General features: G+C 67.9%; 6 protein-coding genes and 1 riboswitch. Of the genes, 3 read left to right on the top strand and 3 right to left on the bottom strand.

Going from position 1 to position 15405, the window contains the following annotated elements; genetic code table 11:
• Window positions 1-9 precede the first annotated feature (9 nt).
• On the top strand, window positions 10-1557 hold the full coding sequence (locus ACJMK0_RS14495) for a WS/DGAT/MGAT family O-acyltransferase (RefSeq protein WP_405239261.1): 1548 nt from the start codon (window positions 10-12) through the stop codon (window positions 1555-1557).
• 306 nt (window positions 1558-1863) lie between these two features.
• Complete coding sequence (locus ACJMK0_RS14490; protein ID WP_405239259.1) at window positions 1864-2421, top strand: outer membrane beta-barrel protein; 558 nt, start codon at window positions 1864-1866, stop codon at window positions 2419-2421.
• A 77-nt stretch (window positions 2422-2498) separates the two neighbouring features.
• On the opposite strand, the gene ACJMK0_RS14485 is transcribed toward ACJMK0_RS14490, so the two are convergent.
• Window positions 2499-2879: a VOC family protein gene (locus tag ACJMK0_RS14485; protein ID WP_405239257.1), complete on the bottom strand. Its 381-nt coding sequence runs from the start codon at window positions 2877-2879 to the stop codon at window positions 2499-2501.
• A gap of 61 nt (window positions 2880-2940) precedes the next feature.
• Here ACJMK0_RS14485 and ACJMK0_RS14480 point away from each other — a divergent pair, with 61 nt between their 5' ends.
• Window positions 2941-3510 carry a winged helix-turn-helix transcriptional regulator gene (locus tag ACJMK0_RS14480; RefSeq protein ID WP_405239255.1) on the top strand — a complete coding sequence of 190 codons (570 nt, stop codon included), beginning with the start codon at window positions 2941-2943 and terminating at the stop codon, window positions 3508-3510.
• Between the two features lie 9 nt (window positions 3511-3519).
• On the opposite strand, the gene ACJMK0_RS14475 is transcribed toward ACJMK0_RS14480, so the two are convergent.
• Together ACJMK0_RS14475 and ACJMK0_RS14470 are read right to left on the bottom strand one after the other, a co-directional pair.
• Complete coding sequence (locus tag ACJMK0_RS14475; protein ID WP_405239253.1) at window positions 3520-8586, bottom strand: OmpA family protein; 5067 nt, start codon at window positions 8584-8586, stop codon at window positions 3520-3522.
• 8 nt (window positions 8587-8594) lie between these two features.
• Window positions 8595-15236 (bottom strand): hypothetical protein, encoded by a 6642-nt coding sequence (locus tag ACJMK0_RS14470; protein ID WP_405239251.1) that lies wholly within the window; start codon window positions 15234-15236, stop codon window positions 8595-8597.
• A gap of 73 nt (window positions 15237-15309) precedes the next feature.
• A riboswitch (cyclic di-GMP riboswitch) is annotated at window positions 15310-15399 on the bottom strand.
• Between the last annotated feature and the right edge of the window lie 6 nt (window positions 15400-15405).

Genomic DNA, 15405 nt, shown 5'->3' with positions numbered 1-15405 from the left:
GGAGGCAGCATGCGACGCCTGAGTCTGACCGATACCGGTTTCCTCATTGCGGAGAACCGGCAGGTGCCGATGCACGTCGCGGGACTGCACCTGTTCACGCTGCCGGACGATGTGGACGAGCACCGCTTCCTGCATTCCCTGGCCGAGAATCTCCGGGCGACCGGGGAATTGCAGCCGCCCTTCGGCGAGCGGCTGAAGTTCGGCCCGCTGGGTCCCTTCGGACCGGTGTACTGGGAACCGGACGACGGCCTCGACATCGACTTCCACATACGCCATTCGGCCCTGCCGGAGCCGGGCCGCTACCGGGAGCTGTTCGCGCTCGTCTCCCGCCTGCACAGCGTGTTGCTCGACCGGAACCGTCCGCTGTGGGAGATCCACCTGATCGAGGGTCTGCAGAACCGGCAGTTCGCCGCCTACTGGAAGTTCCACCATGCCGCCGTCGACGGGGTCCGCGGCATCCACCTGACCCAGAGCATGTATTCCCCGGATCCGGATGCGCGCATGCCCTACTCGCCTCTCTCCGTGGAGGCCGCCGAAACCTACCAGCGGGGACTCGGTGTCAGCCCGGTGCAGGCAGAGGCGCCGACGCCCCTCGAACTCCGGAACGTGGCGGAATTCCTGAAAGCGGGCCTCGGCAGCAGCGGCCACATCCTGGGTGCGCTGCGGCGTGTGGCGGGCGCGTGGGCCGACCCGAACAGCCCGCTGATGGTGCCCTGGCGCCGCGTGCCCCACTCCCCCATCAACACGAGGATCGGAGGCGCGCGCCGTTTCGTCGCCCAGTCCTGGCCCTTCGCCCGCATCCGGGCGGTGGGCAAGGCGCTGGACGGCACCTTCAACGATGCCGTGCTGGCCATGTGCTCGGGCGCGCTGCGACGCTACCTCGTGGGGTCCCGGGAACTGCCCGGGGAATCGCTGAAGGCCATGGTGCCGATATCGCTGCGCCGCCCGGACGACCTCGACTCCTCCAACGCCGTCGGCGCCATCAGCGCCGACCTGGCCACCAACGTGGCCGACCCCGTGCAGCGGTTTGGCGCGATCCAGGCCTCGATGATCGCCGGCAAGCGCATGTTCCAGGAACTCTCGGCCACCGAGGCCCAGATCGTCATGCAGATGCTGCAGATGCCGTTGCTGTTTCTGGACCGGCTCGGCCTCACGGCGAAGTTCCCGCCCTACAGCACGGTGATCTCCAACGTGCCGGGGCCCCGGCAGCAGCTGTACTGGAACGGCGCGCGGCTGGAAGGCATCTATCCGGCCTCCATCGTGCTGGACGGCTTCGCCCTGAATATCACCCTCGTCACCCTGGCTGACCACGTGAATTTCGGCATCACCGCCTGCCGCCGCACGCTGCCGCAGGTGCAACGCTTCATCGATCATCTCGAGGACGCGCTCGTGGAACTGGAAGAGGCTACCGGCCTGCGTCCGGAAATGCAGGCTGCGGCGCCGCGGAAGAAGCAGAGCACGAAGAAACGGAGCAGGAAGAAGCGGTCGACAGGTAAGAAGAAGAAGACCGCGGCAAGGAACTCCGGGAAGTCGGCAATGGCTGACAAGACCGATTAACCCCGCCGGCTCTTGCGCAGCCACGACGTTCCTCCGCGAGGTGACGCCATTTTGCGACACCTTCCTGTTTCCCCTTAATCGTTCCATATCAACAGCTTGAGACAGCGTCCGCCGGCAATACCGGCGCGGTTGTGCTTACGCTGGACACGAGCCGCAACCGTCTCCTACAGTCCGCGCCATCGGCCGGCTGCCGAAACCAGAGGGGTTCTCCGTCGCATGCCATGCGCGGGCCACAGCAGCCGGACTCCTGTCCCCCCGGCCCGCGGCAGACGGTATTCGACGGTCGCATCAACAGAGGTTTTCATCATGAAGAAGCTGGTTCTTCTTTCCGTGCTGTGCGTGCCTGGTCTCGCGCTCGCGCAGGACCCAGGCCGCGACGACCTGAGCTACACCTACGCGGAACTCCGCTACGTGGACGTCGACGAGAACGGCGGCGACGGGCTGCGCTTCAACGGCAGCTACGATCTCGGCAACAACTGGATCATCGTGGGCGGTATCACGAGTCTCGAGTTCAATCAGAACGTGGACTACACCGCGCTGGAACTCGGTGGCGGCTACGTCTATCCCTACAACGACGATTTCGACCTGGTGGCGACCGCCCGCTTCGTCGACGCCGAGGTGGATACGCCCGTGGGTGATGCCGACGACAGCGGCATTGCGCTATCCGCCGGACTGCGCGGCCTGCTTGCGCCGCAGTTCGAGGTGCGGGGTTCCGTGAATTACGTGGACATCGCCGACAGCGACACCTACCTGGAGCTGGCCGGTGACTACTACTTCACCCGTCAGTTCGCCGCGGGACTCAGCCTGGAGTTCGCCGGCGACAGCGACGTCATCACCGTCGGCGGACGCTGGTTCTTCCGGTAACCCGACTGCGGAGCGCCCGCCGCCCGGCGGGCGCTCCGTACTTCCCGCTCCCTGCTTTCCGAGCAGGCGGCTGCAGCTCAGGCCGACTCGCCGATATCCTGATAGAACATCAGCGCATTGTCGTCCGGATCGTAGAACGTGAGCAGATGCACCATGCCCTCGATGGTGAAGACGTCTCCGTCGACGCGGACGCCCCGCTCCTCCAGTGACGTTTTCGCGGCGTGTATATCCTTCACTCCGAAGGTGGGCGTGGCTCCGCCCGGGTTCGGGTTCTCCACGACGCTGAGTCCCACGTTCACCCGCGCGACCGGCGACACCATCTCGCACCAGCCCAGATCCTCCAGCCGATAGATCAGCTCGAGGCCGAGGGTGTCCCGGTACCACGCAATGGATCGGTCCAGGTCCGATACCGGCACGGACAGCGTCAATCCCCCATCGAAGTCGATTTCGGCGGCCATGTTCGGCTCTCCCTTTTTATTGTTGAGGTTCTATTTTTATACTTAGTATATTATTTGTCAAATGACGGCGAAACCAGAATCAACCGGACTGCAGCGTCTACGGCTTGCGCCCCTGCTCGATCTGGTGGAGCGGCGCTGGAGCATTCCCGTCCTGGCAGAGCTCCATCGCGGTTCCGGCGCGAAATTCGTGACGCTGGCGCACCGGCTCGACGTGGGCCGGGGCTCGCTCAGCGCCACCCTCAACCACCTCATCGAACTCGGTCTGATCTGCCGCAATCCCGGCCACGGCCACCCCATGCGGCCGGAGTACCTCCTCACCGATCGGGGACGGCAGGCGGCCCGTCACTGCGCCGCACTGGCGCGTGTCGTCGGTGATAAGGACGCGGACGTCGCCTACCGGAAGTGGTCTCTGCCGCTGATCGCGGTCATCGGCGACGGACGGGTGCGCTTTCGTGACCTGCGCCGGTCCCTGACGGGCGCGACCCCGCGCGCGATCACGCTCGGGCTGAAAGGCCTGATCGAGCGCCAATGGATCGAGCGCTCCGTGCTCGACGGCTACCCGCCCGCCGCGGGCTACTACCTGCGCGCACCGGGGAAGCGTGTCTATGCGAACCTGGCAGGACTGTATTGAGACCGGTGCTTACATCGCGCCGGTCAGGTTCAGGAAGAAGCCACGATGATCGTAGTCCAGGTCGGTGAGGTCGTCGGAGAAATCGGCGAAACTGTAACCGAGGCCGAGTTTCACGTTGTCCCCGAAATAGCGTGACACCGCCAGCAGCGTGCCCGTGCGCCGCTGATCGATATCCGCCATATCCAGCAGCCGCGATTCGCCCATCGCCTCCCAGTTCTCCAGGAACCGCCAGTCGAGGCGCAGCACGTACAGTGCGGCGCTGTTGTCGAAGAACTCCCGGTCCTCGCGGTCGAGGCTGATCTCTCCCAGGCGGTAGGCGTACTTGCCGCCCAGCGAGAGATCAGGCGTCAGATCGTAGGTGACGTCCACCGCCGCCACGTGGCTCTTCTGGATGAATTCCGCGGCCGTGTTCTTCAGCGTCACCTGGTCCGTGGTCGGCACGTTGTAGAAGTAGGTGTACTTCACCAGTGCGTTCCAGCGGTCGTGGACGACCGGCCGCAGCGCATAGCCGAGCACCGCCTCCGTGAAGCCGCCGTCGTAGAAGTTGCCCAGCGAACTGTCGCTGGTGGAGTGGTTCAGTTTGCCGAGCAGCCGCGCGCCCGGCGAATGCTGATAACGGAAGTTGTTCCGGAACAGCCACGTCGTGCGTTCGGCGATGCCGAGGTCGAGCTGCTGTACCTCGTCCGCGCGATATTCGACGCCGCTCGACAGCGTGAGCCTGTCGAAGCCGTAGCCCACCTGGATGCTGGCGGCCCGGCGGTCGGTCTCAGCGCCGGTCTCCAGATCCTCGAGGGTGCCGATATCGGTGTGCATGCCGATATTCAGCCGCTCTGTCGGCGCGAGACTCACGCCCGTGGCATGCGTGAGCCCGGTCATGGCGGTGCTGTGCCGATAGCGCTCCTCCAGGAACACGCTGGTGGAGTCGGAGAAGCGGGTCTTCACGCCGGCAACCAGGTTGCCCTCCTCGCCCCGGTAGCTGCGCAGGCCGTTGTCGGTGCGCTCGTTCTCCAGCGTGTAGTTGAGATACAGGCTGGTGCGGTCGGAGTGGAGATAGTTGGTACCGATGCGGCCGCCGGGCCCGAGGTCGCCGCCGGAGACCTCCGCGTTCACCCGCAGGTTGTCGAAGACCTGGTAGGAGCCGCCCACGCCGAGGCGACCGTTCTCTTCCCGGTTGCCCGTCGTGGACAGCGTCTGCTGGGCGAAGCCGTAGGCGGTCCAGTCGGAGCGTGAGTTGTAGCCGACCTGGACCACGGCATCGGTGCGCTCGCCGGCCTCCTGGGTCGGCACGGGCACGGCCGCCGCGTCGGCCCGCTCGTCCTGGCGGTAGCCGGTGCTGATGTCCCAGCGCTCGCCCAGCCGGTAGGTCAGGTTGTACTCCATGGCCCGGATCTCGAGCCCTCGATCCTGGATGCGGTTGTCCGTCTTGGCCGTGAATGACCAGTCGCGCAGGATCGGCATGCTCACCGTCCCGCCGTAATGGCGCGTGGCGGTGAGCGCGCTCAGGCCGGGCGCCGAATAACCTGCCTCCATCTCCTGCAGATACAGGGTGATGCGCGCATCGGCCAGGTCGAACATCTCGTCGGTATCCAGGCTCACGTCGGCCCGCCAGGCGCCGGCGTCCACACCGGCCCAGGCCAGCGGATCCTGGCCGTAGAAGCCGAAGCCGCCATCGTCGGAGCGCAGCGTCGTGGAGACCGCGCCCTCGCTCTGAGCGCCCTGCAGCTTCACCCACGTGCCCACGCTCTTGCGCAGCGTCACGTCGGCGGCATTCAGGCTCGAGTCCTGGCCGTCCTGGTCGTTATTGCTGGCCGTGAGCCCGAGCCGGACATGATCACCGAACCAGTAGTGGGCCTGACCGCCCGTGGCGAGCGCATCGATCTCGTCGAAGCCCGGCGTGTACTCGTAGCGCACCACCAGGTAGACCTCGTCGCCGCCGGCCGCGTTGGAGCGCACCAGCAGCTGATCATCCGCCGTCGCCGACAGCGGCTCGGTCAGCATGACGCGGCCCTGCAGGTAATCGATGTCGTAGTCCAGCGAGGGCGTGAGGTTCACGACGCCGGTGACGAGACCGGACGCCTTGTCCCGGATCTCCACGCGCACGCGCTCGGAGCCCGTGAGGATGTCCTGGCGGCGCAGGTAGTACAGCGAGCCGCCGGTGCCGCGGAACTCCTCGCGACTCGGCACCGTACCCGGCTCGGCCGCGAACAGGTCGGCGGCGTACCGGCGTTCGCCCGACTCGGTCGCCTCGTCGGACTGGTAGCGCAGGTTGGCGCCGTACAGCCCCCGGTCCACCCGGGCCAGTTCGTTCTGCATGTAGCCGACCTTGAAGTTGCCCCACATGGCGTGGTTCTCGTCCTCGGACAGTTTCACGTAGAACTTGCCCATGGTCGGCGCCAGTTCCTCGACCGTGCCGTCGTCGCCGAAGGTGGGATAGTAGTAGTCCGGGTCGATGCGGCGCAGCAGCGAATCCGGCGACTTGCTCACGAAATTGCTGAACAGCTCGCCCAACGGCTCTTCGCGCGTGTCGGCGCTGGCCACCAGGCGCCAGTGCTCGCCGAACTTGCCGTCGACGTAGAAGGCGAGCCGGCCGTCCGCGCCGGAGGTCGGATCGCGCAGCGGCTCGTCGCCGCTCATGAGATCGATGGGCCCGGTGGCATCGTTCTCGGCGACGGTGACGTCCGCCATGCCGACGTAGAACCAGTCACTGGACTTCAACTCCAGGTCGCGCAGGAACAGCTCCCCGTTGCCCTGATCGTCCAGCACGGCCACCTCGACCGTGTGCGTGCCCTGCGGCAGGACCTCCTCGGCCACGAAGTTGCCCTGCGCATCGACGGGCACCTGCCGGCCGGCGACCCAGACGGTGTGCCCTTCGGGGATGCCGCTGCCGCGCACGCCGACCGTGCCGCTCGCGAGCTGGATGTTCTGCGTCGCGAGGTCGCTCTCGCCGAACGCGGCGAGCAAGGGCGGCGCATCCGCATCGACCGGCGAGGACGCGGGACTGTCGCCGTAGACCAGCCACAGCGGTTGCGGCGCGGTCTCGTCAAAGTTGCCGTCGGCGCCGTAGGCACGGACCACATAGGTGAGCTTGCGCGAGGGACCGCGGAAGGGACCCCTGGGCGGACGCCACTCGGCCACGCCGTCCGGATCGTCGAGCCGGACCACGGCCAGCGGCTCGGACTCGAGGGACTGACCGTTCTCGAAGACACGGACTTCCGCCCGCTCGATGAAGTGGGTGTAGTTCGCATACATCCGGAAGCGGATGGGCCTGACCCTGGGCGGTATGCAGATGTCGCCGAGGCCGGCCGGGATCGCCACGGTCGACGGACTGGCGGTCACCGCCAGACGAGGCGCGGAGCGCAGGTTGTCGAAGCCGAAGCGGATATCGGCCTCCTCGAGCGCCACGTCGGTGCAGCGCTGGATGTCGGCGGAGCTGCGCTCAGGATCGTCGATGGGCTCGCCGTCGACCGTGATGCGCATCAGGTTGAGGCCGAGGGGATTCTCTGGCTCGAGCTCGCGGGTGAGGCGGGTCACGTCCACCCCCTCGTAATCGTCCAGCACCGCGAGTTCGTCATAGACCACCTGGGCTACGACGTAGGAGTCGTCGCCCTGGACGAATCCGGCGTTCACGGGATCGTCCGTATGCACGAAGCCGCGGCCCTCGAATTCCATGGCCGCATCAGCGAGATCCTCGCCGACGGCCTCCATGACGCGGCGGGCCCGTGCTGCGGACAGTCCGATATCGTCACCGTAGACCATCGCCGTGCGACGCTCCAGGCGCTCGTTGCGCGTGTAGCCGACGAAACGAATGCGCGCATTGCGCTCGTCCGCGACGTCCTGCATGGCGCGCCGGAGATCCGCCGCAAGATCCGGCGGCATCGCCATCTGCCCGTCCACGATCTCCACCCGCGGGATGCTGCCCCAGGGCGGATCGTAGACCCGAGTGACCAGCTCGGCGCCCGGTGCGTCGGGGCAGAGCTGCGGCTCGTCGGGCAGCTCCTGCAGCGGATCGTCGTACCAGAACTCCACCTCGACCCGCCGATTCAGCGCGCGGCCCCGCGGCGTGTCGTTGGAGGCGAGCGGCTTGTCCGTGCCGCGGCCGTCACTGGCGACGGCGGCGCTGGGCAGCCCCAGCCGCTCCTGTATTGCCAGTGCGACCCGGCGCGCGCGGGCCCTGGACAGACCGAGATGGGTGCCGTAGATGCGCTCGATGGCGCCGCTGAGCGGAGCGTCGTCCGAGTGGCCGATGAATTTCACCACCACGTTCTGCTTGTCGGCGAGGTTCGCCAGCGCCTGGCGAATCTGCGCGACGTGCTGCTCGCCGATGTCGACGCCTTCCTCGTGCCAGCGCAGCGGCGGGATCAGGTTCTGCAGGCGGGCGCGATGGGCATGGCCTTCGACGTAGCGCAGCTTGCACACCGTCTCCATGCGGCAGACCTTCACACGACGGATCTCGTGAGGGACGAGGACCTCTTCCTCCACCACGGACTCGCGCATCTCGTCGTACCAGACCTCCACCTCGACCCGGCGGTTCAGCGCCCGCCCGGCCTCGGTATCGTTGCTCGCCACCGGATCGGTGTCGCCAGCCCATTCGAAGGAGATGGATTCCGGCGGCAGCGCGAGTCGGGTCTGGAAATACTCGGCCACCTGGCCGGCACGCTCCCGCGACAATCCCGCGTTGTCGCCGTAGACGGCGGCGAGACGGGCCGAGAGAGGCTGGTTGTCGGCATGGCCGACCAGGTGCAGGCGCACATTGCGGCGGTGACCGAGGCTGTCGAGTACCCGGCCGAGCTCGGCGACGGTGCTCTCCGGGATATCGGCGACGCCGGACTCGAAGCGAATCGGCGGTACGACGCCGGTAAGCTTCACCGTCTCGGGCCGGTCCGCGAGTACCTCGCGCGTCTCGATACGGTCCCCGGCCTCCTCCGTCAGCCGAGCAGGATCGTGTACCCATTCGCGGAACGGGCCGTCCAGCGGCAGATGACGCTCCACCGCCTCGCCCAGCGGCCGAATATCTCCGGCCAGCGCCGCCGACGAAGCCAGCGCCGCGCCGAGGGCAAGACAGGTAATTTTCCTCATGCAGGCTCTCACGGGCGCTCCTCCCTCCGGCTGCGCGGCCGCTCGGGCGGCCCGCCCAGACGCCAGTGCACCTCCGGTTCCACCGCCAGTTCGTAGCAGCAGTCGAGCGCGGCCCAGTCCTCGAGAATCCGGCGCCGGATCGCCTCCAGCCGCCGTTCGACGAGCTGCGGCGACTCCACGTCGGCCAGGTACGACAGGCGCAGCACGGACGGCGCCTTGCGCAGCTCGCTCATCAGGAGCTCGAGTCTGGGACGCCAGAGGCTGCGCAGCTCGACCGAATCGGCCTCGAACGCGGCATCGGCGAGGTCCAGCCCGACCACGCGGTGGATGGACGCGCCGAAGTCGAAGTCCAGCGCCTTGCCCCGGGTGGCCCGCTTGATCTGCACGGAGCGGGTCGAGGGCCGATAGCCCGAGGGCAGCGTGCGATCGTCCAGCTTCAGCACGAAGTTGCTGCCGCGGGTCTCGTTCGGCGTCACCGCGCAGGTGATGTGGAAGCGCCCGTGGGCATCGGTGGTGGCCGCGAGTCCCCGCGGCGTCACCAGGCGCACACCGGCGAGGCCGGTCTCCTGCTCGTCCTGGAAGCCGTTGCGGTTGCGGTCGTCGAAGACCTTGCCCGTCACGTCCGTGCAGTCGAAGGTCGGGTCCGGTACCAGGCGCACGGTGGCCGTGGCTTCACCGGACATGGCACCGCCGGTGATACCGTTCATCACCTGGGCCCGGTTGACGAATTCGCCCTCGCTCACGCCGGCACCGACCGCCAGCAGCAGCTGGATCTCGTGACGCCCCGAGGCATCGAGGGTCAGGTTCTCCCAGACCAGTTCGCGTCCGTTCACGGCGGGCTCCACGGCGACACCGTCGATGCGGGCCGAGCCCTCGACGTAGGCGAAGCCCGCCGGATAGCGGTCCACCAAGTTCACGTCGGTGAGCTCGATCTCGATGGTGTTGTTCACCGTGATCAGATAAGGCACCAGCTGTCCCCGGTTCACGTTCACCATCGGCGTGGTCTTGGTGACCGACACGGCGCCGGAGAGCTCCGGATCCACCGGGATGTGGTTGTTGAACAGCTGGCTGGACCCGGGCACCGAAGTCCCGTCCAGGGTCAGCCGTTCGTACCAGGCCGTCCTGGCGGTGCGCGCCCGTACGGAAGTCGGCGGAGCGGTTTCCGAGGCCTGCACCTCGCAGTGTTCGCTGGTGGCCGCGACGGCGTCGTCGCTCGAGCCCGGGCAGGACGGGACGTCGAACGCGGCGCCCGTCGCGTCGTTACTCGCCGGGATGATCTCGGAGGGACCAGGCACGTAGCCCGCACCCGGCGGCGTCACGCTGATCAGGTAGTCGGCACCGGCCGGACAGCCCGGATCGCCGAAGTTCAGGTCGAACTTGTACCAGCCATCCGACAACGTCACCTGATTCTGCTGCACCGGGTCCTCGAAGCAGGCGGCCGGCACCGGCGTCCCGCCCGGCCCGTCCAGCAGCGTGACCACCGCGCCGGCCACGGGCGCCCGGGATACCGAGTTGTAGACGACACCGGCCGGATCGATGGGCAAGTTGAGATCCTGCAGGTTGTTGCCCTTCACCAGCTCGATACCGGCGATGCGCTGCGGGTAGTTCGTGAAATCCGCGGAGTACGCGAGCCCCAGCGCGGCACTGCGCGGTCCCGCACCCGGCGCGACGAACCGGATCTCGTAGACGTCGTCGGTGAGATAGTTGGGCACGAGGCCGCTGACACGGTAGTTGCCCTCCGCGTCGGTCAGGACCGAGCGCACGCGCGTGTCGTTGCGCCAGACCTCGACGGACCAGCCCTCGAGCCGGCGCTCACCGGCGCCATCGACGTCGTCGAAGTCCGCGTCGTGCCACACCGTGCCGTTCACCGCCGCGGAGCCCGGTGTGCCGCCGACGTCCACGGCGACGGAGGCCGTGGCGCTCTGGGTCGCCTGATTCCAGCGCACCTCGGCGATGTTCGTCACCGTGGTGCCAATCGGCAGGGTCGGCTCGATTACCGCGCGGAAACGGAGTTCGACGGTCTCGTCGGGCTGGAGCGCGCCGTACAGGGAGCCGTAGTCGGCCGTCAGCAGCGAGCCGGCGAAGGCCACGCCCTCGTCGGAGCCGTTCATCGCGGCAGAGCCGTCCACGTAGATCAGGTGTGCGGGCTCGGGCAGATCCAGGTCGTCGTAGATGACGACGTCGTAGGCAGGCACCGACGCGATGTTCCTGACCGTCACCAGATACTCCAGTGTTGAGCCGGCCTCGGCGATGCCGCCGCCGACCACCGTTACCTGTTTGCTGATGGCGAGTTGCTGTGCGTCGCCCACGACCACGACGGTGGGCTCGGGGCCCGTCGCGGGGTCGCCGTCACCGTCGGTGAGCAGGTCCGGCAGTTCGTAGCTCGAGACCGCGGCCTGGTTCTCGATCAGCGTGCCCGGCACCGCATCGGCGTTCACCAGCAGGTCGAACTGCACGGCGGCCGAGCCACCGGGGCTCAGCGTGCCCTCGCCGGGCCCGGGCAGCGGCGGCGTGAGGTCCGCGGAGGCGATGGGCAATCCGGCGGCCAGCGGGAAGTTGCCGCCGTCCGGCTGTCCGGCGGCGAGGCCGTTCAGTGTGGTGGTATCGGCGAGGTAGGTCGTCCACTCCGGCACCTGGTCTATCAGTTCCACGACCGTGGCGGGCACGGTGCCGTTGTTATAGACCGTGATGGTGTAGCGCAGCGTATCGCCCGGATCGACGATGCCCGGCGTGCCCAGGTCGTCCTGCAGCGCCGCCGACTTCTCGGCGTAGAGCAGCGGCAGGCGGCCGACCACGTCGCGGGTGGGATCGTCGGCCACCGGTGTGCGCGGATCGTCGGACGGCCGGTCGATCACGCCGCCGTCCGGCGCGCTCACGAAGGCCTGGTTGGAGATGACGGTGCCGTCCGCGGCGTCCGGGTCGACCACGACGTCGAAGACTATCGTCGCGGTATTCGTCGCGGTATCGTCCGCGCCCGGAGCAGCGGCGGCCCGCAGCAGCCCCGGCGTGGCGTCGCCGGCGGCGTTGATCGGGATGCCATCGGTCAGCGGCGAGAGGCCGCCGTCGGCGTCCGCGACGCCGACCCCGTTCAGCGTCGTGCTGCCGGCCACGTAGGTGGTGTTGGCCGGCACGGCATCGGCGATCACTGCGTCCCTGGCATCGTCGGTGCCCGTGTTCTGCACCGTGATGGTGTAGCGCAGAGTCTCGCCGGCGAGCAGCACGTCGGGATCACCCGTGACGTAGGACGAGACCTTCTCCACCGTGAAATAAGGCGCCGACTCGATCAGCACGCGGGTGGGATCCTCGTCGCCGGCCACGTTCGGGTCCGCCGCCCCGTTGGCCAGGGGATCGTCGCTGACGGCGACCGCATTGCCCTGGTAGATCAGGTCGGACTGGTTGGTCACGTAGGTGCCGTCGCGGATCACCGGCGCCAGCGTCACCTCGAATTCCACCCGCACGGTGTCCCCGACACCGCCGAGACTGAGGCCGCCCACGTCGAGGAGGCCCGTGCCGGCAGCGCCGCCCGCGGCATCCGTATTGGCGGCAACGGCGCCGGAGGGTAGCGTGACGACGGTCAGCGTGCCGGCCTGGAATGCGGGCACGTCGTTCAGCCGGTCCAGCTCGTCCACGAGACGGAACTCGTCGACCGGCGTGTCGCTCAGGTTCTCGACGTAGAGGCTGTAGCGCAGCGTGTCGCCGGGCGTGGCCACGGCCGCGGGGTCTTCACCGGTGGTCACGTTGACCACGGTCTTCTCGAACAGCAGCTCCGGCGAGAACTCGACCACCGTGTGTGCGTCCTCGTGGTCGAGCACGTCCACGGTGCCGTCGGTAATGGCACGGCTGTAGGTGCGCGCGCGGTCGTCCGGCGTGGAGACGTCGATGCTGGACCATTCGGTGGCCCCCGCGATATTGGTGAGCGCCGCGTCGGCTGCCGTGTCGGCGTCCAGGCCCGCCTCGTAAGTGACGAGGAGGCGCTGGTCCGGGCCGATGCCGCCCGCCGGCGACAGCACCTCGAGCGTGAACGTGCACCCGGGCCGGCCGCTGAAGGACACCGCGTAGTCCGTACCGGCCGCAAGCGGTGCGCCCACGGCGGTGGTGCCGTCCGCCTCGAACAGCTGCGCGGTCACCTGCGCCGGCGCCGCGTCGCAGAGCCCGCCGTCAGCGGTATCCGGCAGCAGGTCGGTCAGATAGACGTTCCAGGCCGTCGAGGTGCCGACGTTGTGCACATTCAGCGTGAAGACGCCGGTCTCGCCCGTGCGCAGGCGCAGGGGACCGTATTTCTCCAGCGTGAGTTCGGGCTCGACGATCGTCATGGGCCCGCTGACGGCGCCATCGCCGGGACGTTCGGTGGCGCCCTGCCCGTCGAGCTGGTTGTAGGTGTAGGCCGCGCTGTTGGTGAATTCCAGGCCGGCGATATTCGTCGGCGTGTCGCTGAGCGCCACCGTGATTTCGACCAGTACCTGCTCGCCCGCGGGGATGTCGATGCCGTTCACCGGGTCCTCGATGACCAGCGACGTGGCGGTGCCCGTGTTCTGCGGCGTCCACCCGTCCGGTCCGGACACCCGGGCGACGCTCACGAACTCCAGGTCCGCCGCCGAAGCGGTCAGGTCGTCCAGGATGCGCACGTCGTACAGCGGCGCGCTGTGGGGCGTGGCCGGCACGGTGAGCCGGTAACCGAAGGTCTCGCCGATGGCTGCGGTCGGCTGCGTGGTCGCTTTCGCGAGCGCCGGCGGCGGCTCGGCCTCGATCACCACGGTCGTGGGGTCCTCGTCGCCGGGAATGTCCGGGTCTGCCTGGCCGTTGACGGTGGGGTCGTCGCTGTCGGCGAGTTTCACCGCGCCGATCAGCTCCGACTGGTTTGCGACCACGGTGCCGTCCAGGATGGCGGCGGCCAGAGTCACCTCGAACTCCACCACCAGTTCGCTGCCCGCAGGCAGATCGATGTTGGTGACCACCAGCTGGCCCGTGCCGTTGGTGCCGCCGAAGGGATCCGTCGCGGCGGTGGTGGCCCCGGGGGGCAGCGAGCCGGGCAGTACCTGCAGTGATCCGGGCACGAACACCGGCGCGGCATTCAGCGAGCCGAGGTCGTCGCGGATCGCAACGTCCTCGAGAGGGCCGTCGGTGGTCTGCAGCCGCAGCGTGTAGCGGAGCCGGTCGCCGGGCGCGGCGCTCTCCGCCGGATCCGCGCCGCTGGTCACGTTGGCCACGGTCTTCTCGAAGAAGTAACCGTACAGTGCAGTGGTGACCGTATGGGCGTCCTGGTGGTCTGCCGTGCCGACCGTGCCGTTGGTCACGGGGCGGGCGAATTCCAGCCGGTCCGCGTTGTCGGCCGCGCCGTTGTACCAGCGGGTGGCGCCGGCGACGTTGGTGAGCTGGATGCCGTCGTCGGTGTCGGCGTCGAGCCGGGTGCGGTAACGGATGATCAGACGCTCGTCGGGACCGATCATGGCCGCCGGGGTGAGCATGTCGAGAGTGAGCTCGCAGCGCGGGCTGTCCTGCCAGACCAGTTCGAAGTCCACGCCGGGCGTCAGCGGGCCCTTGCCCGGCACCGGCGTGACGCCGTCCGCGACGTACACCTGCGCGTCCAGGATCTCCGGCGGGATGTCGCACATGCCGCCCTGGGGCCCGTCCGGAAGGCGGTCCACCAGCGCCACGTCCCAGGCCTCGCCCAGTCCGGTGTTGTGCACGTCGATGGCGAACTCGCCCCACTGACCGAGATTCAGTGTCCGGCCGAGGGTCGCCGGACCGGTCTTCGTCACCACGATCTCGGGACCGGCGATGGTCAGCGGATCGGAGATGCCCCACTCGCCCGGCAGCGGCTCGTAGAAGACACCATCGATCAGCCGCCCGAAGTCCCACTTGGCGGTGTTCACGAACTGGGTGCCGATCGCGTTCGCCGGCGAGTCCTCCAGCACCACGGTCAGCTCGATCACGATCTGCTCGTTCGATGGGATGATCGGGAAGTTGTCGAAGGTGAGTACGCCGCCGTCGTTGTCGAACGTGTGCGCCACGGGCAACCCCGTGCTTTCCCAGTAGGCGGTGTGGCTCACGTAGGTGAGATCGACGCCGGTCGCGTTGAGGTCGTCGACCAGCGTGACGCCATGCAGGTCGTTCAGCGAACCGAACTCGTCGATGACCGTGCCGGTGCCGGCGTCGAACAGCACCGGCATCGTCAGCGTGTAGGTGAACGGAACGCCGATCGAAGCCGTCGCCGTGCCCGGCGGGTTGTCCTTCTCGATCTTCTCGACCGGGATCAGCAGATTCTGGCAGCCCTCCTGGATGGAGCTGGAGGAGCCGTTCACGAACCAGATGCGATGGCCGGCGACGCTGTTGCAGGCCATCTCGCCGGTATGCACGACGTTGTCGAAAACGATCAGCCAGCGCTCGTCCGTCTGGCCCGGCTGGGTCAGGAAGCTGAAGTTCGTATTCAGCGGATTGGACGCCGGGAAGTTCCGGATCGTGCAGTTGCGGTCGATCTGGATCTGCGAGGGCGCGACGTCTCCGGCAAAGCCGTCGATGGTGCCGTTCGGGAACTCCGAGCAGTCCACGGCCCACGAGGGCGCTGCGGCCAGCGCGAGTACGGCGAAGGCCAGCAGCCGGAGTGCCGTCCGGACGCTTGCCGATATGTTGGATGTTCTGCTGCTCGCCATGTGGTGCCTGTTTCACCGGCGGCGATCGCGTTGCCTGAGAGGCCTGGACCCTGGCGTAACCCCGGGCCCGGATTCGGGCGGTCCCGCTGTCATGGAGCCGTCGGGGCTCTGTAGACCGGAGACTTTGCGTCGCCACCTTTCGGTGGTTTTGCCTTTGTCGGAATCTGTT

The sequence above is a fragment of the Lentisalinibacter orientalis genome (assembly GCF_040706535.1).
Taxonomy (GTDB): Bacteria; Pseudomonadota; Gammaproteobacteria; order Steroidobacterales; family Woeseiaceae; genus Lentisalinibacter; species Lentisalinibacter orientalis.
This window is presented reverse-complemented; position numbering and strand designations above follow the sequence as displayed.